The sequence below is a fragment of the Pseudomonas furukawaii genome, from assembly GCF_002355475.1.
In the GTDB taxonomy this organism is placed as follows: Bacteria; Pseudomonadota; Gammaproteobacteria; order Pseudomonadales; family Pseudomonadaceae; genus Metapseudomonas; species Metapseudomonas furukawaii.
Genome location: NZ_AP014862.1, coordinates 5,176,652 through 5,198,559, shown reverse-complemented (window position 1 = coordinate 5,198,559; position 21,908 = coordinate 5,176,652). Strand labels below are relative to the sequence as shown.

The 21,908-nt window shown below is 66.8% G+C and carries 23 protein-coding genes and 1 pseudogene; 7 read left to right on the top strand and 17 right to left on the bottom strand.

All coding sequences use genetic code 11. The features are described from left to right. Positions 1–76: 76 nt before the first annotated feature. The 13 genes and pseudogenes from KF707C_RS24085 to KF707C_RS24030 form a co-directional block, all read right to left on the bottom strand. On the bottom strand, positions 77–361 hold the full coding sequence (locus KF707C_RS24085; protein ID WP_081608143.1) for a type II toxin-antitoxin system RelE/ParE family toxin: 285 nt from the start codon (positions 359–361) through the stop codon (positions 77–79). Positions 362–428: 67 nt separating this feature from the next. Beyond that, positions 429–566: pseudogene (locus KF707C_RS29375) on the bottom strand (ribbon-helix-helix domain-containing protein); the annotation flags it as partial. 196 nt (positions 567–762) lie between these two features. Then, positions 763–1,275 (bottom strand): DUF2878 domain-containing protein, encoded by a 513-nt coding sequence (locus KF707C_RS24080; protein WP_003456708.1) that lies wholly within the window; start codon positions 1,273–1,275, stop codon positions 763–765. Beyond that, positions 1,268–2,539, bottom strand: coding sequence for an SAM-dependent methyltransferase (locus KF707C_RS24075; RefSeq protein ID WP_003456705.1), 1,272 nt, complete (start codon positions 2,537–2,539; stop codon positions 1,268–1,270). The genes KF707C_RS24080 and KF707C_RS24075 overlap by 8 nt, the downstream gene beginning before the upstream one ends. Then, positions 2,496–3,326, bottom strand: coding sequence for a DUF1365 domain-containing protein (locus tag KF707C_RS24070; RefSeq protein ID WP_003456702.1), 831 nt, complete (start codon positions 3,324–3,326; stop codon positions 2,496–2,498). Before KF707C_RS24070 ends, KF707C_RS24075 begins: the two co-directional genes overlap by 44 nt. Next, a complete protein-coding gene (locus KF707C_RS24065; protein ID WP_003456699.1) occupies positions 3,323–4,570 on the bottom strand; it encodes an NAD(P)/FAD-dependent oxidoreductase in 1,248 nt (415 codons plus the stop codon). Before KF707C_RS24065 ends, KF707C_RS24070 begins: the two co-directional genes overlap by 4 nt. Further along, positions 4,567–5,340 (bottom strand): SDR family NAD(P)-dependent oxidoreductase, encoded by a 774-nt coding sequence (locus KF707C_RS24060; RefSeq protein ID WP_003456696.1) that lies wholly within the window; start codon positions 5,338–5,340, stop codon positions 4,567–4,569. Before KF707C_RS24060 ends, KF707C_RS24065 begins: the two co-directional genes overlap by 4 nt. Continuing rightward, positions 5,337–5,759: a nuclear transport factor 2 family protein gene (locus KF707C_RS24055; protein ID WP_003456693.1), complete on the bottom strand. Its 423-nt coding sequence runs from the start codon at positions 5,757–5,759 to the stop codon at positions 5,337–5,339. Before KF707C_RS24055 ends, KF707C_RS24060 begins: the two co-directional genes overlap by 4 nt. After that, the gene (gene phrB / locus KF707C_RS24050; protein WP_003456691.1) at positions 5,756–7,186 is read right to left on the bottom strand and encodes a deoxyribodipyrimidine photo-lyase; all 1,431 of its coding nucleotides are present in this window, start codon (positions 7,184–7,186) and stop codon (positions 5,756–5,758) included. Before phrB ends, KF707C_RS24055 begins: the two co-directional genes overlap by 4 nt. Positions 7,187–7,196: 10 nt before the next feature. Beyond that, on the bottom strand, positions 7,197–8,126 hold the full coding sequence (locus tag KF707C_RS24045; RefSeq protein WP_003456689.1) for a MerR family transcriptional regulator: 930 nt from the start codon (positions 8,124–8,126) through the stop codon (positions 7,197–7,199). Positions 8,127–8,128: 2 nt separating this feature from the next. After that, positions 8,129–9,097: a YbgA family protein gene (locus tag KF707C_RS24040; protein WP_003456687.1), complete on the bottom strand. Its 969-nt coding sequence runs from the start codon at positions 9,095–9,097 to the stop codon at positions 8,129–8,131. 116 nt (positions 9,098–9,213) lie between these two features. Beyond that, positions 9,214–9,435, bottom strand: a complete 222-nt coding sequence (locus tag KF707C_RS24035; RefSeq protein ID WP_003456685.1) for a TIGR02450 family Trp-rich protein — start codon at positions 9,433–9,435, stop codon at positions 9,214–9,216. Then, positions 9,432–10,415, bottom strand: coding sequence for an NAD(P)/FAD-dependent oxidoreductase (locus KF707C_RS24030; RefSeq protein WP_003456682.1), 984 nt, complete (start codon positions 10,413–10,415; stop codon positions 9,432–9,434). Before KF707C_RS24030 ends, KF707C_RS24035 begins: the two co-directional genes overlap by 4 nt. Before the next feature lie 197 nt (positions 10,416–10,612). Between KF707C_RS24030 and KF707C_RS24025 the strand changes: the two genes are divergently transcribed. From KF707C_RS24025 to KF707C_RS24015, 3 genes are all read left to right on the top strand, one after another. Next, the gene (locus KF707C_RS24025; protein ID WP_003456674.1) at positions 10,613–11,521 is read left to right on the top strand and encodes a TIGR01777 family oxidoreductase; all 909 of its coding nucleotides are present in this window, start codon (positions 10,613–10,615) and stop codon (positions 11,519–11,521) included. Further along, the gene (gene hemH / locus KF707C_RS24020) at positions 11,521–12,546 is read left to right on the top strand and encodes a ferrochelatase (RefSeq protein WP_003456673.1); all 1,026 of its coding nucleotides are present in this window, start codon (positions 11,521–11,523) and stop codon (positions 12,544–12,546) included. Before KF707C_RS24025 ends, hemH begins: the two co-directional genes overlap by 1 nt. A gap of 152 nt (positions 12,547–12,698) precedes the next feature. Continuing rightward, complete coding sequence (locus KF707C_RS24015; protein ID WP_003456672.1) at positions 12,699–14,066, top strand: spinster family MFS transporter; 1,368 nt, start codon at positions 12,699–12,701, stop codon at positions 14,064–14,066. A gap of 98 nt (positions 14,067–14,164) precedes the next feature. On the opposite strand, the gene KF707C_RS24010 is transcribed toward KF707C_RS24015, so the two are convergent. Then, entirely contained in the window at positions 14,165–15,442 is a 1,278-nt protein-coding gene (locus tag KF707C_RS24010) for a uracil-xanthine permease family protein (RefSeq protein ID WP_003456671.1), read from the bottom strand. A gap of 3 nt (positions 15,443–15,445) precedes the next feature. Then, on the bottom strand, positions 15,446–16,084 hold the full coding sequence (gene upp, locus KF707C_RS24005; RefSeq protein WP_003456670.1) for a uracil phosphoribosyltransferase: 639 nt from the start codon (positions 16,082–16,084) through the stop codon (positions 15,446–15,448). A gap of 280 nt (positions 16,085–16,364) precedes the next feature. On the opposite strand from upp, the gene KF707C_RS24000 reads away from it, so the two are divergent. Continuing rightward, complete coding sequence (locus KF707C_RS24000; RefSeq protein ID WP_003456668.1) at positions 16,365–16,922, top strand: hypoxanthine-guanine phosphoribosyltransferase; 558 nt, start codon at positions 16,365–16,367, stop codon at positions 16,920–16,922. A 3-nt stretch (positions 16,923–16,925) separates the two neighbouring features. Next, positions 16,926–17,399, top strand: coding sequence for a WbuC family cupin fold metalloprotein (locus tag KF707C_RS23995; protein ID WP_003456660.1), 474 nt, complete (start codon positions 16,926–16,928; stop codon positions 17,397–17,399). On the opposite strand, the gene dauA is transcribed toward KF707C_RS23995, so the two are convergent. Next, a complete protein-coding gene (gene dauA / locus KF707C_RS23990; protein ID WP_003456658.1) occupies positions 17,366–19,117 on the bottom strand; it encodes a C4-dicarboxylic acid transporter DauA in 1,752 nt (583 codons plus the stop codon). The two genes, KF707C_RS23995 and dauA, sit on opposite strands and share 34 nt — an antisense overlap. A gap of 129 nt (positions 19,118–19,246) precedes the next feature. Here dauA and KF707C_RS23985 point away from each other — a divergent pair, with 129 nt between their 5' ends. Together KF707C_RS23985 and KF707C_RS23980 are read left to right on the top strand one after the other, a co-directional pair. Then, positions 19,247–19,735, top strand: a complete 489-nt coding sequence (locus KF707C_RS23985) for a hypothetical protein (protein ID WP_003456656.1) — start codon at positions 19,247–19,249, stop codon at positions 19,733–19,735. 63 nt (positions 19,736–19,798) lie between these two features. Continuing rightward, positions 19,799–20,086: a PA4642 family protein gene (locus tag KF707C_RS23980; protein ID WP_003456654.1), complete on the top strand. Its 288-nt coding sequence runs from the start codon at positions 19,799–19,801 to the stop codon at positions 20,084–20,086. 108 nt (positions 20,087–20,194) lie between these two features. Here the strand turns inward: KF707C_RS23980 and mqo are convergent, their stop codons facing one another. Continuing rightward, positions 20,195–21,712, bottom strand: a complete 1,518-nt coding sequence (gene mqo / locus KF707C_RS23975) for a malate dehydrogenase (quinone) (RefSeq protein ID WP_003456653.1) — start codon at positions 21,710–21,712, stop codon at positions 20,195–20,197. Positions 21,713–21,908 lie beyond the last annotated feature (196 nt).

Sequence of the window (21,908 nt, the reverse complement as noted above, 5' to 3'; positions counted from 1 at the left end):
AACTGGCACTAATCCGGCGCGCTAGCGTACCAAAGGGATCGGTCCTGTGCACCTGAGGCAAAAAAAGGGGCGAATTTCATCTCCCGTCACCGTCCTGCATCCACGCCGGGATATCTCTCGTTCCATACAAAACCCGCCACACATCAATATGGTCATCACGCTCAATATAGAAGACCAGGTAGGGATAGCGTTTCAGCGACCAGGAGCGCAGTCCCGGTAGGTCGAGTTCATGCGCGTATCGCGATGAGCCCGATTCGGGATGCCGGCCGATGTGCTTATAGGCCCGCTCCAGGACATCGATAAAGCCGACTGCGGCCTGCTCGGCTCCTTCCTCCAAGTAATAGCTGACGGCGTCGTCGATATCCTGATTGGCTCGCGCCCGGGAGTGATGGACTCGGCCTTCATGCCTTAGCGTTCCGTACCCGGTTGCGTAGACGCTGTCTGTCCTGGTCCTCGCGGATCAGCTCGGGTACGTACTCGCCACTGGTGCCGTAGCCGCGCTGGCTGATCTGCTCATTCACAAAGCTCCTGAGCGCAACGGGCAGGTAGATGCTCATGGCGCTCATGGGAACCTATCTTTTGGCAGATTTTGCCAAAGAATCCTGGCGCCGGGTTCCGCTGGCAGGTGTCGAAGAAGTGTCGAAGCCACTGGCGAGAACTGGCCTGAATCGACATGGGCGATTGGTTGAGAAGCCCGTAACGACGGGCTTTGCAACGCAATGAAGTGGCAATCTACAGGGCCAAGCGCCCGGTTCTTTCGTTTCATGGACCGGGTTTCGCGGTGGCCCGCGAGATTGCCGCGAGCTGGTGCAGCAGCGGCAGCACCAGCGCCCAGATCAGCGCCAGCAGTGCCAGGGTGGTGATGGTGCCCAGGGGTAGCGACACATCGGCCAGGCGTGCGCCCGCCAGGTAGGCCGGTGGTGCGAAGAGTGCGCCCAACAGGCTGGCGCGCCACCAGGGGCGAGCGCTCCAGGCCAGGCTGTGGTTGAGGGTGGTGGCCAGCAGGGCCCAGAGCAGCGCCAGCCAGAGGGGCAGCAGGCGGCTCTCGCCGGGGAAGTCGAATACCCCCAGGTTGCCCAGGAAGCTGTCCAGCGCACTGCCCAGGAAGAAGACGGTGGCAATCATCCGGCCTTCCCGCGCCCAGCTGGCGACCCAGAAGAAGTGGATGGCCAGGATCGCCGGGACGGCCACCAGCAGCCAGGGCCGCTGGCTGGCCAGCACACAGGCCAGCCAGCCCAGCTGGAACAGCAGGGCGTTGGCGATCAGCCTAGGCATCGAAGCGGCCGAGCAAGGCTTGTGGACGGGCGCCGGGCTTGGCCAGCAGCAGCTGCGCCGTGCCGATGCCGCGCTCGATGAATCCCCCTTCGCAGTAGCAGAAGTAGAACTCCCATAGCCGATAGAAGTATTCGTCGTAGCCCAGCTGCTCCAGGCGGTTCCGAGCCTGGCGCAGGTTCTCGTGCCAAAGGCGCAGGGTGCGAGCGTAGTGGTCGCCGAAGTCCTCCAGGTGCAGCAGGTTGAGGTCGCTGTGGTGGGTCATGACGTCCAGCAGCTTGTGCACCGACGGCAGGGCGCCGCCGGGGAAGATGTAGCGCTGGATGAAGTCGACGCTGCGTCGCGCCTGCTCGTAGCGCTGGTCGCGGATGGTGATGGCCTGCAGCAGCATGACGCCGTCGTCCTTGAGCAGACGCGCACACTGCCTGAAGTAGGTGGGCAGGAACCGATGCCCCACCGCCTCGATCATCTCGATCGACACCAGCTTGTCGTAGCGGCCCTCCAGGTCACGGTAATCCTGCAGCAGCAGGGTGATGCGGTCCTCCAGGCCGAGGGCTTCGATGCGCCGGCGGCAGTACTCGTACTGCTCCCGGGACAGGGTGGTGGTGGTGACCCGGCATCCGTGGCGCTGGGCCGCATGGATGGCCATGCTGCCCCAGCCGCTGCCGATCTCCAACAGGTGGTCTCCGGGCTTCAGGTCGAGCTTTCGGCAGATGCGCTCCAGCTTGTACAGCTGGGCGGCCTCGAGGCTGTCCTGCGGGCCGCTGAACTGGGCGGCGGAGTACATCATGGTCGGGTCCAGGAACTGCTGGAACAGGTCGTTGCCCAGGTCGTAGTGGGCGGCGATGTTGCGCCGCGACCCCGTGCGCGTATTGCGGTTGAACCAGTGCAGGGCCTGCAGCAATGGCCGTCCCAGGCGTGCGAAGCCGCGCTCCATGCCATCCAGCACCTCGATGTTGGCGACGAACAGGCGAATCACGGCGGTCAGGTCGGGGCTGGTCCAGTAACCGTGGATGTAGGCTTCGCCGGAGCCGATGGACCCCTTGACCGCCACCAGCTCCCAGACGCCCGGATCCAGTACCTGGATCTCCGCCTGAAGGCTGGAATCGGGGGCGCCGAAGGACAGCCGCTCGCCATCCTCCAGAACCACCAGATGGCCGTGTCGCAACTGGCCGAGTTGGCCGAGCACGGCGCGGCGCAGTAAACCGGCGGCGAGGCCGAGGCTACGAAGGCCGCCGAGCTTGGCGCTGAGGCTGGTGCTTTTCATCGTCGTGCTCCTGGGATGAAAGGGTCGCCAGACGGAACTCGTCGTCGGCGTCCTGATGGTCGAAAAGAGGGGTGCGTTTCAGCAGCAGGCGCAGGGCCTGCCAATGGATGGCGGCAAGGGTGCGGGCGGTGGTCCAGGGAAAGCGCCACAGGTAGCGGTGCAGGCTGGCGCGGTCCAGGGGCGCGCGGGTCAGGCGCAGGGTGGCGTCGAACAGCTTGTCGTCACCCCGCCAGTCCTCCATGTGGATGCCCAGGTCTTGGCCGACCGGGCTGAAACTCATGCGGTACTCCAGTTCCCGGGGGAGGAAGGGCGAAACATGGAAGGCCTTGTCCACCCGGTGATGCTGGTGGCCATCGCCGCTGACCGGCATTACGTAGTGGTAGCGCTGGCGCCAGGGGGTGTTGGTGACTTCGCAGAGGATGGCCACCAGCCGTTCGGACGTGTCGAAGCAGTAGAAGAAGCTCGCCGGGTTGAACGCCAGGCCCCAGCTGCGGGGTTGGGCCAACAGTCGAATGGGGCCCTGCGGGGCCTGGCCCAGGGCTTCGCCGACGCGCTGTCGAACCGCATCGGCCAGGGGGATGCCGCGCCGGGTGAAGCCTGGCAGGAAGTCCGTTTCACGAAAGGCGAAGGGCGCCAGCCTTCCCCGGCCGGTCAGGGGGGAGAGGTCGAACAGCCGCTGCTGCTCCGCCAGGTCCAGGTAGAGCAGGCCGATGGGGTAGCGGAAGTCATGGGCGCGCGGGGAGAAGCGCCGATGCCGGACCCAGCCGAAGTAGAGGGCGCTGTTCACGGCGCCTCTCCGAACGCCCGGCCGACACGCAGGGCGCTGACCACGCCATCCTCGTGGAAGCCGTTGCCCCAGTAGGCGCCGCAATAGTAGGAGTGGTTCACGCCGGCCAGTTCCTCCCAGCGCGCCTGGGCGGCGATGCCCGACAGGCTGTACTGGGGGTGGGCGTAGTTGAAGCGGGCGATGATGCTCGCCGGGTCGATGGCCTCGGTCTGGTTGAGGCTGACGCAGAAGGTATCCGGACCTTCCAGGCCCTGGAGGATGTTCATGTTGTAGGTCACCGCCGCTGGCTGCCGCGCCGGCCCGCCCAGGCGGTAGTTCCAGCTGGCCCAGGCCAGGCGGCGACTCGGCAGCAGGCGGGTGTCGGTGTGCAGCACCACGTCGTTGTCGGCGTAGGGCAGGGCGCCCAGGATCGCGCGTTCCGCGTCGCTGGGATCGGCCAGCAGGGCCAGGGCCTGGTCGCTGTGGCAGGCGAAGACCACCTTGTCGAAGGTCTCGCTGCCGGCCGCGCTGGTGATGCGCACGCCCTGCTCGGTGCGCTCGACCCGCTGCACCGGGCAGTCCAGGCGAATCCGTTCCTCGAAGCTGGCGATCAGGTGTGGGACGTAGCTGCGCGAACCGCCCTCCACCACGTACCACTGGGGCCGGTGGCTCACCGAGAGCAGGCCGTGGTTCTTGAAGAAGCGCAGGAAGAACTCCAGGGGAAAGGCCTGCATGTCGGCCAGGGACATGGACCAGATGGCGGCGCCCATGGGCACGATGTAGTGGTCGATGAAGCGCTGGCCATAGCCTTGGCGGCGCAGGTAGTCGCCAAGGGTCGTGCCGGCGTCGACGCGACCGTCGCGCAGGTCGGCCTGGGTCTCGCGGTTGAACCTGAGGATGTCCCGCAACATGCCCCAGAAGCCCGGGGAGAGCAGGTTGCGGCGCTGGGCGAACAGGGTGTTGAGGTCGTGCCCGTTGTACTCCAGCCCGCTGGCCGGATCGGTGACCGAGAAGCTCATCTCGGTGGGCTTGAAGGGCACGCCGAGCTGGTCGAGAAGGCGGATGAAGCTGGGGTAGGTCCAGTCGTTGAAGACGATGAAGCCGGTGTCCACGGCGTAGTGGCGGCCGTTGTGCCGCACGTCCAGGGTGTGGGTGTGGCCGCCGATCCAGCTGGCGCTTTCGAACAGGGTGATGTCATGGCGGCGATTGAGCAGCCAGGCGCAGGTGAGCCCGGAAATTCCGCTGCCGATGATGGCGATCTTCATGGACGGGACTCCTGGCGGTCGTCACGGGCGAGACGTTTGCCCAGGGCCAGGCGCAGGCGGCCCGGCAGGTGGGCGAGCAGCAGCAGGCCGGCGATGAAGGGGCCGGGGAAGGCGATTTCCAGGGGGCGCGCGGGCAGCCGCCGGAGGATGTGGCGGGCCGCCCGCTCCGCGCTCCAGCGCATGGGCATGGGGAAGTCGTTGCGGCGTGTCAGCGGGGTGTCGATGAAACCGGGACTGATCAGGGTGACGTCGATGCCTTCGCGGGCCAGGTCGATGCGCAAGGCCTCCAGCAGGTAGCGCAGCGCCGCCTTCGAGGCGCCGTAGGCTTCCGCCCGGGGCAGGGCCAGGTAGGTGACCGAACTGCCGACGCCCACCAGGTGCGGACGAACTCCACGGCGCAGCAAGGGCAGCGCCACTTCGATGCATTGGCTGGTGGCCAGCAGGTTGGTGCGGATCACCCGCTCCACCAGGGCCGCGTCATAGCGCCCGGCTTCCAGGTATTCGCAGGTGCCGGCATTGAGGATGGCGGTATCCAGCGCGTTCCAGTGGCGGTCGATGCGCTCCCCGATCTCCCGCACCTGAAGGGGATCGGTCAGGTCGCCGGGGGCGACCAGCACCTGACCTGGCCAGCGGTCCGCCAACTCCAGCAGCGGACCGGAACTGCGGGCGCTGAGGGCGACCTGATGACCGGCGGCGAGCAGTTCGCGGGCCAGCGCCAGGCCCAGCCCGCTGCTGGCGCCGGTGAGCCAGATGCGACGTGACGCGCTCATGCCAACCTCCGTTTCAGCCAGCCAATGGCGCCGCCCAGCACTGGTACATGTTCGTACAGCAGGGCGCCGGCATCGAAGTAGTCCCGGTGCCAGTGGACCTTGTGTTCCCAGCGCAGGTGGGAGCACCCCTCCACGCTGACAGGCCGGCCACCGGCCAGGCGCGGATGGCGGTAGCTCATGCACCAGCGCAGGTAGCCTTCGCCTTCGCGCACGAGGTCCTGGCCCTGAAAGTCGAAATGCAGGTCTTCCACCCGGTCATACATCGCGCGGAAGTAGCGATGCAGTGCGCTCAGCCCACGGATCCGATGCAGCGGGTCGGTGAAGAGGATGTCCTCGTGGTAGAGCTCATCGAGCAGGCTCAGGTTGTCGCGGTCGATGTGGACGAAGCGGGAGGCGAAGTGGTCGAGGAAGCCGTTCATGCCGTGCGTCCCCCGAGGTCACGAAACGCGGCCAGGGCGCGTTCCCGGCTGGCGGACAGATCGACCACGGGCTGTGGATAACCTGGCACGCCGAACAGCCCGCCGAGGGCGGAGGGGTCGTGGATGTCCCGCTTGTCCAGATGAGCCAGCTCCGGCAGCCAGTGGCGCAGGAAGTGGCCGTCCGGGTCGAATTTCTGCGACTGGCTGATGGGATTGAAAATGCGGAAGTAGGGGGCCGCGTCGGTTCCGGTGGAGGCGCTCCATTGCCAGCCGCCATTGTTCGCGGCCAGGTCGCCGTCGATCAGGTGGCGCATGAACCAGCGCTCGCCTTCGCGCCAGTCGATCAGCAGGTTCTTGGTGAGGAACATGGCGACGATCATGCGCAGCCGGTTGTGCATCCAGCCGGTGGCCAGCAGCTGGCGCATGGCGGCATCGACGATGGGGATGCCGGTGCGGCCCTGTTGCCAGGCCTCCAGCTCGTCGGGGGCGCGACGCCAGGCGAGGGCATCGGTTTCCTGGCGGAAGGCGCGGTGGCGCGACACCCGGGGGTAGCCGACGAGGATGTGCTTGTAGAACTCCCGCCAGAGCAGTTCGTTGATCCAGCAGACGGCGCCGGGGTTGCCGCTGTCGAACTCCCCCTGGTTATTGGCCAGGGCCGCATGCAGGCATTGGCGCGGCGAGATCACGCCGGCGGCCAGGTAGGGCGACAGCTGGCTGGTGCCGGCACGGGCGGGGAAGTCGCGTCGATCGTCGTAGCACCAGAGTGCTTCCAGGGCGAAGGCGTCCAGGCGCTCCCGGGCCGCTGCCTCGCCGGCAGGCCAGAGCTGGCGGAGCTGCTCGCTCGGTGCGGGGAAGCCGTCGACGGTGCATGGCGGGACGTCGCTCGGGATGCCCAGGTCCTGCTGGGGACCTGGCAGCGGCAGGCAGCTGGGCAGGGCGCTGTGCAGCCGCTGGTAGCAGACCTTGCGGAACTGGCTGTAGACCTGGAAGTAGCCGCCGGACTGGGTCAGCAGGCTGCCGGGGCGGAAGAACAACTGGTCCAGGTGACTGCGCAGGTCGACGCCGTCAGCGCCCAGGCATGCCCGGACCTGCCGGTCGCGCTCGCTTTCATGAATGCCGTACTCCTCGTTCACCTGCACCGTGCCGATGTCGTGGATCCGGCAGATCTCGCGGATCACGGCCGGGGCGTCGCTCCAGGTATCGGCCTTGCGGATCAGCAGGGGCACGTTGAGGGCGCGCAGGGCGCGGGCCAGTTCGGCGAGGTTGCGCAGCCAGAAGTCCACCTTGGCCGGGGCGTCGTCGTGGGCCTGCCACTGGCCGGGGCTGACCAGGAACAGCGCGAGGGTCGGGCCGGCGGCGAGGGCGGCGTTCAGGGCGGTGTTGTCCTGTACCCGCAGGTCGGTTCGGAACCAGATGAGCTGGCGCATGGCGTGTTCCTTATCGGTGATGCAGCAGGCCCAGGTCGGTCAGGCTCTGCAGGGCGTCCAGCGGACCATCGGCCAGGAGGACGTCGGGTTCGAGTTCGGCCCGGTGGATGGCGACGGCGGGGCCGGCCAGTACGCAGGGGCAGGCATGGCCGGTCAGCAACCGGGGCAACTGGCCGGCGGCGAAGGGCTGGCTGGAGTAGAGCAGCAGGGCCCGGGGACGGATGCGGGCGACCGCCACGGCCAGTTCCGATGGCGGCACCGGCCAGTCGAAGACGTCCACCACACAACCGGCGTTGCTGGCCAGCCAGGCCGTCAGCCAGAGTCCGGGCTCCAGGGGCAGGTCGGAGAGGTTGACCATCAGCACCGGGGCGCCGCTGAACTGTCGGTTGTGGTGGTACAGCCGGGCGCCGAGCTTGGTGCGCAGCCAGGAGTGCAGGAACACCCGTTCCACCTGGCCGCCGAACTGGCCGTGCCAGCGTTGTTCCAGTTCCGCGAGCAGGGGACCCAGCAGTTGCCGGTAGAGGGTCAGCGGCGGGTAGAGCGCCAGGGCGGCATTGAAGCGCTCGTCCAGCTGGCGCTCGGCCAGGTTGCCGACGGCTTCCAGCAGGTGCTGGCGTTGTTCCTCCCAGGGGGACGCCGGGGAGGACTCTGACGGCGCCTGGGGGACCTGTTCCTTCAGCAGTCCCTTCACCTGGCCCACCGCGACGCCCCGGTCCAGCCAGGTGAGGATGTGACGGATGCGAGCCACTTCCTCCAGGGTATAGAGGCGGTGCCCCTTGGTCGTGCGCAGGGGCGTCACCAGCCCGTAGCGGCGCTCCCAGGCCCGCAGGGTCACGGGGTTCACGCCGGTCTGGCGCGCCACTTCACGGATCGGCAACAGGCCCCGGGCCAGGGCGGCCTGGTAGTCGTTGTCCGTCGGGGAGTCCGGGGTGTCGTCCATGGCTAGAGGGCGTTGCGCAGGCTGAGTTCTTCCGGATGCGGCTGCAGGTAGGCCTGCTGCGCGATGTAGCGATCCGGGTGGCCGTGGAAGTGGTGCTTGAGCAGGGTGATGGGCACTACCAGCGGAATGATGCCGCTGCGGTACTGGTCGATGAGGCGCAGCAGTTCGGCCTTCTCGTCGCGGCTGAGGTGACGCTTCAGGTACCCGCACAGGTGCTGCAGCACGTTGCTGTGGGTGCGACGGGTCGCGCATTTCTTCAGGGCGGCCATCAGCGCCGAGAAGTAGCGCGGGGCGATGTCCTCCACCCGGTGCTCGCCGATGCTGCCCAGCAGGCGGCCAAGGGCCTTGTACTGCACCGGGTCATTGGCCATCAGCTGGTATTTGTAGCGGGCGTGGAAATCGAGGATGGCCTTGTGGCTCAGACCTTCGCGGCGTAGCGCTTGCCATTGCGCGTAGGCATAGACGCGGGTGAGGAAGTTTTCCCTCAAGACCGGGTCGTTGAGGCGGCCGTCCTCTTCAACCGGCAGGTCCGGCCGGCTGGCGCAGAATGCTTTCGCGAAGAGGCCGCGTCCGCCACCTTCCGCCGGGTAGCCGTTGTCCTGATAGACCTTGACCCGCTCCAGCCCGCAGGACGGGGATTTCTGCATGAAGATGTAGCCGCTGATGCCATCCAGTTGATTCGCCTTGGTCCGGCCGAACTCCAGCAGGGCATCGGTGTGGTCGTTCTCCGGGCGGCGCGTGCCGACTGCGCGCGGGCTGTCCGGATCGCCCACCAGGCGAATGGGCTCGCGGGGGATGCCGAGGCCGATGGCCACTTCGGGGCACAAAGGAACGAAATCGAAGTACCGGGCCAGGTCGTGGCTGCACAGCCGTGATTCCTTGTGTCCCCCGTTGAAGCGCACGGGGTCGCCCAGCAGGCAGGCGCTGATGCCCAATGTGGGGCGCGGTGACAGATCGAAGGGCGTGGACATGGATGCTTACCTGGACATGAGTTATACAACTCTTGTTTCGTGTACAGCTTTTAGATGATCATAGAGACAAACCTGTACAAGTCAATTGTCTTGTACAAGTTTTGGAGGGGAAGGGGTCAGCGCCAGCCGATGAGCCAGCGGCGGATGTCGGCGAGTTCGCGCCAGGGAAGTACCTGAAGTCGGTGGCTGTGCACCGCTTCGAGTTCGACGGCATGCACGACGCCGGCCTCATCCTCGATGAGCCGGCTGACGATGAAATGTTTTTCGCGGTTGGACGGCTCGACGGCCGTCCATTTGGAGAGCAGCAGCTTGCGGGGATTAAGACGTGGCCGGTTCACAGGTGTTCGAGCAGACGGCGAGCCGCTTCCTGGCCGCTGAGCCAGGCGCCTTCGACGCGGCCCGAGAGGCACCAGTCGCCGCAGGCGTAGAGGCCCAGGTCGGCGTCCGCCAGTGCACCCCATTGGTGCGCCTGGCTCGGCCGCGCATAGAGCCAGCGGTGGGCCAGGGAGAAGGTCGGCGCTGGAACGGCGCAGCCGATCATTTCCGCGAAGGCGCCATGGAGTTGCTCGATCACCGCTTCCTTGGGCGAGTCCAGGTGCTGGCGGCTCCAGTTGCTGGTGGCATGCAGCACCCAGGTGTCGAGGCTGGACTCACGACCGGGCTTGGAGCGGTTGCGGGCCACCCAGTCCAGCGGGTTGTCCTGGATGAAGCAGCCCTCGACCTGGGTGTCCAGGGTTTCGGAGAAGCCCAGCGCCACGGCCCAGGTCGGGTCCATGGCGACGCTGGCGGCGGCACCGGCCAGTTTCGGCGCGGCGGCCAGGAGGGCGGCCGCCTGGGGCGCCGGCGTGGCGATGATGACGTGGCTGAAGGGGCCGTGGCTGAGCCCTTCGGCGTCCTGCAGGCCCCAGTGGCGCTCACCGCGGAAGACTTCGGTGATGCGGCAGGCGAAGTTCACCGGCAGGGCGCCGAGCAGGGCGCGGGTGATGGCGCTCATGCGCGGGGTTCCGACCCAGCGGATCTGCTCGTCGGGGGAGGGCAGCAGGCCGCCTTCGGAGGCGTTGTAGAGGCTGGGCGACCATTCGGCTACCCAGCCCCGGTCGCGCCATTGCTGGACCACTTCGGCGAAACGGCGATCGCGGGCGGTGAAGTACTGGGCGCCAAGATCAACGGAGCCCGCGTCTGTGCGCTTGCTGGCCATGCGTCCGCCACTGCCGCGGCTCTTGTCGAAGAGTTCCACGTTCTGCCCAGCCGCGATGAGCGCCTGGGCGGCGGAAAGGCCGGCGATGCCGGTACCGATGATGGCGATGGGTGCAGTCATGGTCTACCTCGTTACCTATGGCTTCAGGCTACGCTTTAGACAATTCCTGTACAACATTTCATCGCTGTACAGGCTGATCGGTTCCAATCGCGAAGTACTGAACGTCTGACGTCGCGTGGCCCAAAGCGGGGCACGTGGGGGCGTCATAAACCAGACTAGGGCGATATCTCCATTTGTCGCCATGCGAGGAGGATGCCATGCACATATTGCTGACCGGCGGTACGGGGCTGATCGGCCGCGCGCTGTGCCGGCGCTGGCTCGGCGAGGGTCACCAGCTCACCGTCCTGTGCCGACGACCGCAAAGCGTCGCGAGCCTTTGCGGTCGCTCGGTACGGGGTATCAGTCAGTTTTCCGACTATGGCGACGAGCCGTTGGACGCCATTGTGAACCTGGCCGGCGAGCCGATCGCTGACCGGCCCTGGAGCAACAAGCGCAAGGCCCAGCTGTGGGGCAGCCGCATCACCTTGACGGAGCAGTTGCTGGAGTGGCTGGAAAAGCGCGACCAGAAGCCGCAGGTGCTGATCAGCGGCTCGGCGGTAGGCTGGTATGGCGATGGTGGGGAACGGGAGCTCACCGAGGATTCGCCGCCCGTGACCGACGACTTCGCCAGCCAGCTGTGCGTGGCCTGGGAGGAGACGGCGCAACGGGCCGAGGCCCTGGGCATCCGCGTGGTGCTGGTGCGCACCGGTTTGGTGCTGGCGCGGGAAGGCGGCTTCCTCAAGCGGCTGCTGCCGCCATTCAGGCTCGGCCTGGGCGGGCCGCTCGGCAACGGTCGGCAATGGATGCCCTGGATTCACCTGGAGGACCAGATCGCCCTGATGGATTTTCTCTTGCGGCGGGATGACGCCCGCGGTCCCTATAATGCGTGCTCGCCGCAACCGGTTCGCAATCGCGACTTCGCCCGCAGCCTCGGCCGCGCGCTGGGCCGGCCCGCGTTCATGCCGGCCCCCGCCTTTGTCCTGCGCCCGCTGCTGGGCGAGCTGGCCGAACTGTTGCTGGGCGGCCAGCGCGCGGTGCCGGCCCGCCTGCGGGCGGCAGGATTCACCTTTGCATTCACCGACCTGGACATGGCGCTCGGCGATCTGCTGAAGCCTAAGGATGTTTGATGACGGATCACGCTCTGCTGCTGGTCAACCTCGGGTCCCCGGCCTCCACCCGTGTGGAGGATGTGCGGACCTACCTCAACCAGTTCCTCATGGACCCCTATGTGATCGACCTGCCCTGGCCACTGCGGCGGTTGCTGGTCTCGCTGATCCTGATCAAGCGTCCGGCGGCCTCGGCCCACGCCTATGCCTCCATCTGGTGGCCAGAGGGCTCGCCACTGGTGGTGCTCAGCCGCCAGCTGGAGTCCGCCGTCCGCCCCCTCTGGCCCCACGGGCCGGTCGCCATGGCGATGCGCTACGGTGCGCCCGCCATCGAGGACACCCTGGTGGAGCTGGCCCGCCAGGGCGTCAAGCGGGTGACCCTGGCGCCGCTCTATCCGCAATTCGCCGACAGCACCACCACCACGGCCGAGCAGGAAGTGCGCCGCGCCCTGGCGGCCCGTGACCTGAAGCTGCAGGTGCAGGTCCTCGATCCCTTCTATGGCCAGCCCGAGTACCTGGACGCCCTGGCGGCCAGCGCGCGTCCTTACCTGGAGCAGGGCTTCGATCACCTGCTGATGAGTTACCACGGCTTGCCGGAGCGCCACCTGCACAAGACCGACCCCAGCGGCAGCCACTGCCTGAAGGGCGCGGATTGCTGCCAGAAGGCGGAAGGAGCTGTTCTCGAGCGCTGCTATCGCGCCCAGTGCTACCGCACCAGCGAGGGCTTCGCGGCCCGCGCCGGGCTGCGTCCGGAGCAATGGTCGGTGTCCTTCCAGTCGCGCCTCGGCCGTGCCAAATGGATCGAGCCCTATACCGAGAGCCGCCTCGACGAGCTGGCGGCCCAGGGCGTGAAGAAGCTGCTGGTGATGTGCCCGGCCTTCGTCGCCGACTGCATCGAGACCCTCGAGGAAATCGGGGATCGTGGGCGCGAACAGTTCATCGCAGCCGGCGGCGATGAACTGGTGCTGGTGCCTTGCCTGAACACTCATCCACAGTGGGTGTCCGCCCTGGCGTCGCTGGCGGGAAAGGCGTCTCGGCTGCTCTGAGGTTCTCTGGCGGTGGTCATCAGCCCAAGGGCATGGCGCGCATTCAGCGTGCCTATATGACGACCGTTCCGGTATTCAGCTTGCCCATGGCCACCTAAGCTGGGCTCTTCTTCAACCGTCGTGCGCCGCACAGGCGGCGCCGAGGAGAGCCCATGCAAAACAACAACAACGGCTATCCCTCGGGCCTGAGAGCCTGGACCACCGTCGCCATCCTGATGGTGGCCTACGTGTTGTCCTTCATCGACCGGCAGATCCTCAACCTGCTGGTGGAGCCCATTCGCCGCGACCTGGTCATCAGCGACACCCAGATGAGCCTGCTGATGGGGTTGTCCTTCGCGCTGTTCTACACCGTTTGCGGAATTCCCCTTGGGCGCCTGGCCGACAGCCGCAGCCGGCGTGGCCTGATCGCCGTCGGCGTGCTGTTCTGGAGCGCAGCCACCGCCGCCTGCGGCCTGGCGAAGCTCTACTGGCAGTTCCTGCTCTGCCGCATCGGCGTCGGCGTCGGCGAGGCGGCGCTCTCGCCGGCGGCCTATTCGCTGATCGCCGACAGCTTTCCCAAGGAGCGCCGCGCCACGGCCATCAGCGTCTATTCCATGGGCGTCTACCTGGGGTCGGGCCTGGCCTTCCTGCTGGGCGGACTGGTGATCAAGTTCGCCTCGGCCCAGGGCAATCTGCACCTGCCCGTGCTGGGCGAGGTGCGTCCCTGGCAACTGATCTTCCTCATCCTCGGTGCGGCCGGCGTGCTCTTCACCCTGCTGATGCTGGCGGTGCGAGAGCCCCAGCGGCGGGGCGTCGGGGCCGGCGTCGCGGTGCCCCTGTCCGAGGTGGGGCGCTACCTGCGCAGCAATCGCCGTACCGTGCTCTGCCACAACTTCGGCTTCGCCGGGCTGGCCTTCGCCGGCTACGGAAGTGCCGCCTGGATTCCCACGTTCTACATCCGCACCTACGGCTGGGATGCCGGCCAGGTGGGCGTGGTCTACGGCAGCATCGTCGCGGTGTTCGGCTGTCTCGGCATCGTCTTCGGCGGCCGCCTGGCGGACTGGATGGCCAAGCGGGGGCGCAGCGACGCCAACATGCGTGTGGGCCTGTTCGCCGCCCTCGGCGCCCTGCCGCTGGTGGTGCTCTTCCCGCTGCAGGACGACGCCTTCTGGGTGACGGTGCTGATGGCGCCCACGGTGTTCTTCCTGAGCATGCCCTTCGGCGTGGCGCCGGCGGCGATCCAGGAGATCATGCCCAACGCCATGCGTGGCCAGGCGTCCGCCATCTACCTCTTCGTCATCACCCTGATCGGCTTGGGCCTCGGGCCCACGGCGGTAGCCCTGGTGACCGACTTCGTCTTCGCCGATGACCGGGCGCTGCGCTGGTCGCTGCTGATCGTCACCACCCTCGCGGTGGCCAGTTCGGTGGTGCTGCTCTGGGCGGGGCTGGCGCCCTATCGGGAGAGCCTGAAGCGGCTCCGGCAGTGGGGGATGGACGCCCGGCAGGATGACGTGCCCGGTACCGCGCAAATGTCTTCGTAGGCTGGTGTCGCTCAGCCACCACCTGCGCGAGCCGCGCCGCTCGGCCCCTGGATAGGAAGACGCCCCGCGATGCGGGGCGTCTTCCTGGCGCTGCGGCGTCAGATATGCGGCGCGTCGTCCGGGTGCTGGTGCCTCCAGGTCTGGTGACCGGGAAGGATCAGGTTCAGGGCGATGGCGACGATGGCGCAGAGGGCGATGCCCTTGAGGCCGAAGTCATCCTGGCCGGTGCCGCTGCCCACGAGCATGCCGCCGATGCCGAAGACCAGGGTCACGGAGACGATCACCAGGTTGCGCGCTTCGGCCAGGTCCACCTGGTGGCGGATCATGGTGTTCATGCCCACGGCGGCGATGGAACCGAACAGCAGGCAGAGGATGCCGCCCATGACCGGCACCGGAATGCTCTGCAGGATGGCGCCGAACTTGCCGATGAAGGCCAGGCCAATGGCGAACAGTGCCGCCCAGGTCATGATCTTCGGGTTGTAGTTCTTGGTCAGCATCACGGCGCCCGTCACTTCCGCATAGGTGGTGTTCGGCGGGCCGCCGAACAGGCCGGCGGCGGAAGTGGCCAGGCCGTCACCCAGCAGGGTGCGGTGCAGGCCAGGCTGCTTCAGGTAGTTGCGGCCGGTCACGCTGCCTACGGCGATGACGCCACCGATGTGCTCGATGGCCGGTGCCAGCGCCACGGGAACGATGAAGAGGATGGCCTGCCAGTTGAACTCGGGGGCGGTGAAGGCCGGCAGTTCCAGCCAGGGGGCGGCGGCGATCTTCGCGGTGTCCACCACGCCGAACCAGAACGACAGGGCGAAGCCCACCAGCACACCGGAGATGATCGGGACCAGGCGGAAGATGCCCTTGCCGAACACGGCGACGACCAGGGTGGTCAGCAGCGCCGGCATGGAGATCCACATGGCGGTGGCGTAGGGAATCAGCTCCGTGCCGTCGCCGGCCTTGCCCATGGCCATGTTGGCGGCGATGGGGGCCATGGCCAGGCCGATGGAGATGATCACCGGGCCGATCACCACCGGCGGCAGCAGGCGGTCGATGAAGCCGGTGCCCTTGATCTTCACCGCCAGCCCCAGGAAGGTGTAGACGAAGCCCGCGGCCACGACGCCGCCCATGGTCGCGGCCAGGCCGAACTGGCCCTTGGCGAGGATGATGGGGGTGATGAAGGCGAAGCTGGACGCGAGGAACACCGGAACCTGGCGGCCGGTGACCAGCTGGAACAGCAGGGTGCCGAGGCCGGCGGTGAACAGTGCGACGTTGGGGTCGAGGCCGGTGATCAGCGGCATCAGCACCAGGGCGCCGAAGGCCACGAAGAGCATCTGCGCGCCGGACAGCACCTGGCGCCAGAGCGGGTCCTTGAACTCATCGCTCATGGATCAGTTTTCCTTCTGCTTGGTGCCGAAGATCTTGTCGCCGGCATCCCCGAGACCCGGGATGATGTAGCCATGCTCGTTGAGTTTCTGGTCGATGGAGGCGGTGAAGATCATCACGTCCGGGTGGGCGTCGTTGACCGCCTTGATGCCTTCCGGCGCGGCCACCAGCACCATGGCGCGGATTTCCTTGCAACCGGCGCGCTTGAGCAGGTCGATGGTGGCGACCATGGAGCCGCCGGTGGCCAGCATCGGGTCGATGATCAGCGCCAGGCGCTCGTCGATCTCGGGGGCCAGCTTCTCCAGGTAGGTGTGCGCTTCGAGGGTTTCCTCGTTGCGCGCCACGCCCACGGCACTGACCTTGGCTCCCGGAATCAGGCTGAGCACCCCGTCCAGCATGCCGATGCCCGCGCGCAGGATGGGGACGACGGTGATCTTCTTGCCGGCGATCTTCTCCACCTGCACGGAGCCCGCCCAGCCCTGGATCTCATAGCTTTCCAGGGGCAGGTCATTGGTCGCCTCGTAGGTCAGCAGGGCGCCGACTTCCTGTGCCAGTTCGCGGAAGTTCTTGGTGCTGATATCGGCGCGGCGCATAAGGCCGATCTTGTGGCGGATCAGCGGGTGGCGGATCTCTCTAATAGGCATGGGGAGGGCTCTCCGGCGGGCTGGCAAAAAAATCGCGATAGCTTAATCCATCGACTTCAGGCTGTGCTGAACTGACTGGCGAGTCCGTACCCGGATGTCGCAGGCAGGAAAGGATTCGTCCGTCGCCTCAACGGCCTGCTGCAGTATGGTCGACACTCGTCCGTCGGGGCTTGCTCCGAGGCAGTCGGATGAGTACCTTTGCCGACTTTTATCTTGACGCCCCGTTCAGGTTCGCAGCCTGAACCCCGCCCGTTCCCTGCCGAACCCCAGAGGAAATGCCATGTCCGCCGATCTCGCACACATCCGCCAGGTGATGGCCGAAGCCGATTGCCTGTTCACCGACGTCCAGGTCGAGGCGGCCATCGCCCAGGTCGCCGAAGCCATCAACGGCGAGCTGGCCGAGCGCAATCCGGTGGTGTTCTGCGTGATGAACGGCGGCCTGATCTTCGCCGGCAAGCTGCTGCCGCTGCTGAACTTCCCGCTGGAGCTGTCCTACCTGCACGCGACCCGCTACCGCAACGAAACCAGCGGTGGCGAACTCTTCTGGAAAGCCAAGCCGGAAATCTCCTTCATCGACCGCGACGTGCTGATCATCGACGACATCCTCGACGAGGGGCACACCCTCGCGGCCATCGTCGACTTCTGCAAGCACGCCGGCGCCGCCCATGTGCACACCGCCGTGCTGATCGACAAGGTCCACGATCGCAAGGCCCGCCCGGACCTCAAGGCCGACTACAAGGGGCTGGACTGCGAAGACCGCTACATCTTCGGCTACGGCATGGACTACAAGGGTTACTGGCGCAACGCCGCCGGCATCTTCGCCGTCAAGGGACTCTGATCCATGTCCACGCCGCGTTTCCTCGACCAGGCCCTGTTCGGCGAACTGGCCAGCCAGGCGGCGGCCAGTCCGCGCAAGCGCCAGCACCACAACTTCCACGCGATGGAAGAGCCCTGCCATCGACTGGCCGTGGGGCTGCAACCCGATACCTACATCCCGCCGCATCGTCACCTGTCCGCCGACAAGGCGGAAAGCCTGCTGGTGCTCAAGGGGCGCCTCGGGCTGGTGATCTTCGATGATCGCGGCGAGGTCAGCGGCACCCGGGAACTGGCGGCGGGTGGCGAGTGCGTCGGCGTCGACCTGCCGCCCGGCGTCTTCCATGCCCTGGTGGTGCTGGAGCCGGACAGCGTGCTCTTCGAGTGCAAGGCCGGCCCCTATCGCCCGCTGGGCGAAGGGGAGTCGGCGCCCTGGGCTCCCCGGGAAGGCGACGAGGCGGTGCCCGCCTACCGGGCCTGGATGGCCTCGCTGTTCAGCTGATCGGCGGGCTCCAGCCAGTTCGCGGCCTTGTGGCGCGCCTGTTCCAGCGTTTTCACGTAGGCCAGCCGGCCGCTCTCCCGGTGCACGCCCGCGCGGCGCAGCTTGAGCCGCACACGGGGCGTGGTGCCCACCAGCACCAGCCCGACGCCCTGGCGACCGTAGTCGTGCAGCAGGTTCTCCAGGGCCGCCAGCGCCGTCATGTCCAGCAGGGGTACGGCGCTCATCTCGACGATCACCACCTTCACCTCGGGATTGAAGCGACGCAGCACGCTCAGGGCCTTTTCCGCCGCGCCGAAGAACAGCGGGCCACGAATGGCATAGGCCAGCACGCCCTCGGGCAGTTCCCGCAGGGCCTCGTGGAAGTGGTTGGGCAGGGGCTCGGTATCGGTGAGGTCGCTCATGCGCTTGATGAACAGGCCGGCGGCCAGCAGTAGGCCGACCCCGACCGCCAACACCATGTCGAAGAGCACCGTGAGCACCAGGCAGGTGAGCAGCACCAGCACGTCATTGCGTGGGGCGATGCGCAGGGTATGCAGCACGTGGGGCGCTTCGCTCATGTTCCAGGCCACCATCAGCAGCAGGGCCGCCAGGGCCGCCATGGGCAGGTAGCTGAACAGCGGGGCGAGCAGCAGCATGGCCAGCAACACCACGCCGGCATGGACGATGGCGGCGATGGGCGATTGCGCGCCGGCGCGCACGTTGGCGGCGCTGCGGGCGATGGCGGCGGTGGCCGTGATGCCGCCGAACAGGGGTGCCACCAGATTGCCGAGGCCCTGGCCGAGCAGCTCGGCATTGGGGTCGTGACGGGTGCCGGCCATGCCATCGGCCACCACGGCGCAGAGCAGGGATTCGATGGCGCCCAGCATGGCGATGGCGAAGGCGGGGGCGAGCAATTGCCGGATGAGCTCGAAGGTCAGGCCAATCGGCTGGCCATCGGGGCCGGGCAACTGCCAGGGCCAGGCGAAGCTGGGCAGGAAGGGCGGAATGCCAGGGTGGCTGACGCCATCCAGGGTGTAGCTGAAGCGTTCACCCAGGGTCGCCACGGGAACGTCCAGGACTTCGAGGCCGAGGCCCAGCAGGGCGCCCAGGGCCAGGGCTACCAGGTGGCCCGGCACCTTGGAGACATAGCGCGGCCAGACCAGCAACACCGCCAGGCTGGCGATGGCCACCAGGATGTCGCCGAGGTGGGCGCTGGGGAGGGAGAGGGCGAGCAGCTGCAGCTGCTCCAGGTAATGCTGGGGCGTATGGGGCAGCGTCAGTCCGAGCAGGTCCTTGATCTGCAGGGTGGCGATGACGATGCCGATGCCGGCGGTGAAACCCAGGGTCACCGGATAGGGGATGAACTGGATCAGCCGGCCCAGGCGCGCCAGTCCCATGGCGATGAGGATCAGGCCGGCCATCAGGGTACAGAGCAGCAGGCCGCCAAGGCCGTACTGCTGGGTGATGGGCAGCAGGATCACCACGAAGGCGGCGGTGGGACCGGAGATATTGAAGCGCGAGCCGCCGGTGAGGGCGATCAGCGGAGCCGCCAGCAGGACGGTGTAGAGGCCGTGCTGGGGCGCGACGCCGACGGCGATGGCCAGCGCCATGGCCAGGGGGATGGCGATGATGCCCACCGTGACGCCGGCGGCCAGGTCGCCACGCAGATGGGGCCAGGAGTAGCCTTCGCGCAGGCTCTGGCGCAGGGCGGTGAACAGCGGGGGCAGGTATCGGGACATGGGGACTCCTCGGAACCGAGGTCTGGAGTATAGGGGCTGGTGGCCTCTCGCGGTCTTGACCCAGGTCGAATACGCCTGTCCGAAAGGCCCGTGCTAGAGTGGTGCGCTCACCTGACCCCGGAGTTCTCCATGCCCCTTCCCCTGCGATTCGGGGCCGGGCTGGCCTTGCTGCTCAGCCTGTCCGCCTTCGCCGCTGAAATCCCGCCGATGCACGCCCAGTTCCTGCCGCCGGATGAGCTGTCCCTGCGCCAGGAGCCACCCGAGCTGCAGCAACTGATCCAGATCACCGAGTACTCGGTGGTGTTGGGGAGCCAGCGGCAGTCCAACCAGCAGCCCATTCCCATCACCTCGCCGGCCGTGGTTCGGCTCAAGGGCAAGCCCCTGAGCAAGGGCGCGGATGTGCGCCAGGTGGTGATCCAGTTCGATGCCGAGGGCAAGAGCCTGAAGAAGCCCAGCTACGACCCGGCGACGCGCATCCTCAGCCTGAACTATCCCCAGGCGCAGTACGCGGCGGTGCTCGACCTGCTGCGCAATGGTCCGGTCTACTGCCAGTTCCTCAGCTACCCCAATGGCCATGTCTGGGCCGACCTGCACAGCGGCGCGGTTCGCCTGCGTTGAGCGCCGGCCCCCGGCGGGGGTAAACTGCCCGCCCCCGAGATACCGGCCCGAGAGATGTGAGCGATGCGTAAAGACAAGAAGCAGGTGATTGGCGAAGAAATCACCGATGACTCGATCAAGCTGTTCCTCGAGGTGGAGCCCGCCGACTCCACGCCGCCGTCGCTGCACAAGCTGGTCAAGGCCTACCGTGGCCTGCGCGTCGATGACTTCGAGCGCTTCGTGGGCTTCTTCGTCGAGGCCGGCTATGACCTCAACGCCCGCGACGAGCAGGGCAAGGATTTCATCGCGCTGATCCAGGACCAGCGCCTGGCCGAGCCCTACATCGAAGTGATCAAGGCCGCTCGCGGCTGATCGCTTCGAACCTGGATAAGCCCGCCGCGCGCGGGCTTTTTCGTGGGCAAGGCCCCAAAAGAAAAACCGCCCCGAGGGGCGGTTCTTCGTTCAGCGCGGCGCGGCGACTCAGGCGAAGCTCTGGGTCGCGGTGTCGACGCTGGTCAGGCCCAGGGTCGCATCGGAGCGGGCGCTGATTTCGCGGTACAGCGCCGCATCGGTCTCCAGGGCTTTTTCGCGGGCCGGGAAGATCTCTTTCAGCTTGGCCGACCACTGTTCGCTGCGGGCTTGTTCGCCGAAGCAGCGTTCGATCAGGTTGAGCATGATGGAGACGGTCACCGAAGCGCCCGGAGAGGCGCCGAGGAGGGCCGCGATGCTGCCGTCTTCGGCGGAGACGAGTTCGGTGCCGAACTGCAGGATGCCGCCTTTCTTGGGGTCCTTCTTGATGATCTGCACGCGCTGGCCGGCGACTTCCAGGCGCCAGTCGGCCGGGTCGAGCTCCGGATAGAACTTGCGCAAGGCATCCAGGCGCTGCTCCTGGGACTGCATCACTTCCTTCATCAGGTAGCGGGTCAGGTCCATGTTGTCGCGGGCGACCGAGAGCATCGGCAGCAGGTTGCTCGGACGCACCGACAGCGGCAGGTCGAGGAAGGAACCATGCTTCAGGAACTTGGTGGTGAAGCCGGCATAGGGCCCGAACAGCAGGGACTTCTTGCCATCCACCACGCGGGTGTCCAGGTGAGGCACGGACATGGGGGGAGCGCCCACCTCGGCCTGGCTGTAGACCTTGGCCTGGTGCTGCCTGACCACCTCGGGGTTGTCGCAGCGCAGCCACTGGCCGCTGACCGGGAAGCCGCCGAAGCCCTTGCCTTCCGGAATGCCGGAGAGCTGCAGCAGCGGCAGTGCGCCACCACCGGCGCCGAGGAAGACGAAGCGCGCCAGGACTTCACGGTTGGCGCCGGTCTCGGTGTTCCTGATGCTGACCTTCCAGCCCTTGTCGGTACGGGTCAGGTCGGTGACCTTCTGGAAGTAGCTGATGCAGGTGCCGGGCAGGCTGCCCAGGTAGTCGAGCAACTGGTTGGTGACCGCGCCGAAGTTGACGTCCGTGCCATTCAGGGCGCGGGTCGCGGCGATTTTCTCCGATGCGTCGCGGCCCTTCATCATCAGGGGCGCCCACTTGGCCATGGTGGCGCGGTCTTCGGTGTACTCCATCTCGCTGAAGGCGTGGTGCTGGCGCAGCAGCTCGAAACGCTTCTTCAGGAAGGCGGTGTCCTTGTCTCCACGCACGAAGGAGAGGTGCGGGACCGCGTTGATGAAGGTCTTGGGCGAGCCGAAGGCGGACTTGCCGCTCATGTAGGCCCAGAACTGCTTGGAGACCTCGAACTGGGCGTTGATGTTGACGGCCTTCTTGATGTCGATGGAACCGTCAGCCGCCTGGGGCGTGTAGTTCAGCTCGCACAGGCCGGCGTGACCGGTACCCGCGTTGTTCCAGGGGTTGGAGCTCTCGATGGCTCCCGACTCCCGGAGTTCCGCGATTTCCAGCTTGATGCCTGGATCGAGCTCTTTAAGCAGTACCGCCAAAGTAGCGCTCATGATGCCGGCCCCGACCAGCAACACGTCCACTGCTTCGTAATCGTTTTGCGCCATTTGCTCGCCACTCTCTCGTGAAGTAGTGAAAAACCGTCATCTCACGCTCTTTTGGAGACGTGAACCTCAAAAGAATCGCCTACTGCCGGGCAGGCCGCTTCCGTCTGCACGCGTAGATCACACATGCGTCCCTGCAAAAGCGTTTGCATTTCGGGCGGAAGGAGGCGGCAGCCAGTGGATGGCAGCGCGATAAAGT

What these genes read in the sequence shown, in the direction of transcription:
- mqo (WP_003456653.1), bottom strand. Translation starts at nt 21,712, where the DNA reads ATGGCGCAAAACGATTACGAAGCAGTGGACGTGTTGCTGGTCGGGGCC.
- KF707C_RS24045 (WP_003456689.1), bottom strand. Translation starts at nt 8,126, where the DNA reads ATGGACGACACCCCGGACTCCCCGACGGACAACGACTACCAGGCCGCC.
- KF707C_RS24010 (WP_003456671.1), bottom strand. Translation starts at nt 15,442, where the DNA reads ATGAGCGATGAGTTCAAGGACCCGCTCTGGCGCCAGGTGCTGTCCGGC.
- KF707C_RS23985 (WP_003456656.1), top strand. Translation starts at nt 19,247, where the DNA reads ATGCCCCTTCCCCTGCGATTCGGGGCCGGGCTGGCCTTGCTGCTCAGC.
- KF707C_RS24015 (WP_003456672.1), top strand. Translation starts at nt 12,699, where the DNA reads ATGCAAAACAACAACAACGGCTATCCCTCGGGCCTGAGAGCCTGGACC.
- KF707C_RS24000 (WP_003456668.1), top strand. Translation starts at nt 16,365, where the DNA reads ATGTCCGCCGATCTCGCACACATCCGCCAGGTGATGGCCGAAGCCGAT.
- KF707C_RS24055 (WP_003456693.1), bottom strand. Translation starts at nt 5,759, where the DNA reads ATGAACGGCTTCCTCGACCACTTCGCCTCCCGCTTCGTCCACATCGAC.
- dauA (WP_003456658.1), bottom strand. Translation starts at nt 19,117, where the DNA reads ATGTCCCGATACCTGCCCCCGCTGTTCACCGCCCTGCGCCAGAGCCTG.
- hemH (WP_003456673.1), top strand. Translation starts at nt 11,521, where the DNA reads ATGACGGATCACGCTCTGCTGCTGGTCAACCTCGGGTCCCCGGCCTCC.
- KF707C_RS23995 (WP_003456660.1), top strand. Translation starts at nt 16,926, where the DNA reads ATGTCCACGCCGCGTTTCCTCGACCAGGCCCTGTTCGGCGAACTGGCC.
- upp (WP_003456670.1), bottom strand. Translation starts at nt 16,084, where the DNA reads ATGCCTATTAGAGAGATCCGCCACCCGCTGATCCGCCACAAGATCGGC.
- KF707C_RS24040 (WP_003456687.1), bottom strand. Translation starts at nt 9,097, where the DNA reads ATGTCCACGCCCTTCGATCTGTCACCGCGCCCCACATTGGGCATCAGC.
- KF707C_RS24075 (WP_003456705.1), bottom strand. Translation starts at nt 2,539, where the DNA reads ATGAAAAGCACCAGCCTCAGCGCCAAGCTCGGCGGCCTTCGTAGCCTC.
- KF707C_RS24060 (WP_003456696.1), bottom strand. Translation starts at nt 5,340, where the DNA reads ATGAGCGCGTCACGTCGCATCTGGCTCACCGGCGCCAGCAGCGGGCTG.
- KF707C_RS24030 (WP_003456682.1), bottom strand. Translation starts at nt 10,415, where the DNA reads ATGACTGCACCCATCGCCATCATCGGTACCGGCATCGCCGGCCTTTCC.
- KF707C_RS23980 (WP_003456654.1), top strand. Translation starts at nt 19,799, where the DNA reads ATGCGTAAAGACAAGAAGCAGGTGATTGGCGAAGAAATCACCGATGAC.
- KF707C_RS24080 (WP_003456708.1), bottom strand. Translation starts at nt 1,275, where the DNA reads ATGCCTAGGCTGATCGCCAACGCCCTGCTGTTCCAGCTGGGCTGGCTG.
- KF707C_RS24065 (WP_003456699.1), bottom strand. Translation starts at nt 4,570, where the DNA reads ATGAAGATCGCCATCATCGGCAGCGGAATTTCCGGGCTCACCTGCGCC.
- phrB (WP_003456691.1), bottom strand. Translation starts at nt 7,186, where the DNA reads ATGCGCCAGCTCATCTGGTTCCGAACCGACCTGCGGGTACAGGACAAC.
- KF707C_RS24025 (WP_003456674.1), top strand. Translation starts at nt 10,613, where the DNA reads ATGCACATATTGCTGACCGGCGGTACGGGGCTGATCGGCCGCGCGCTG.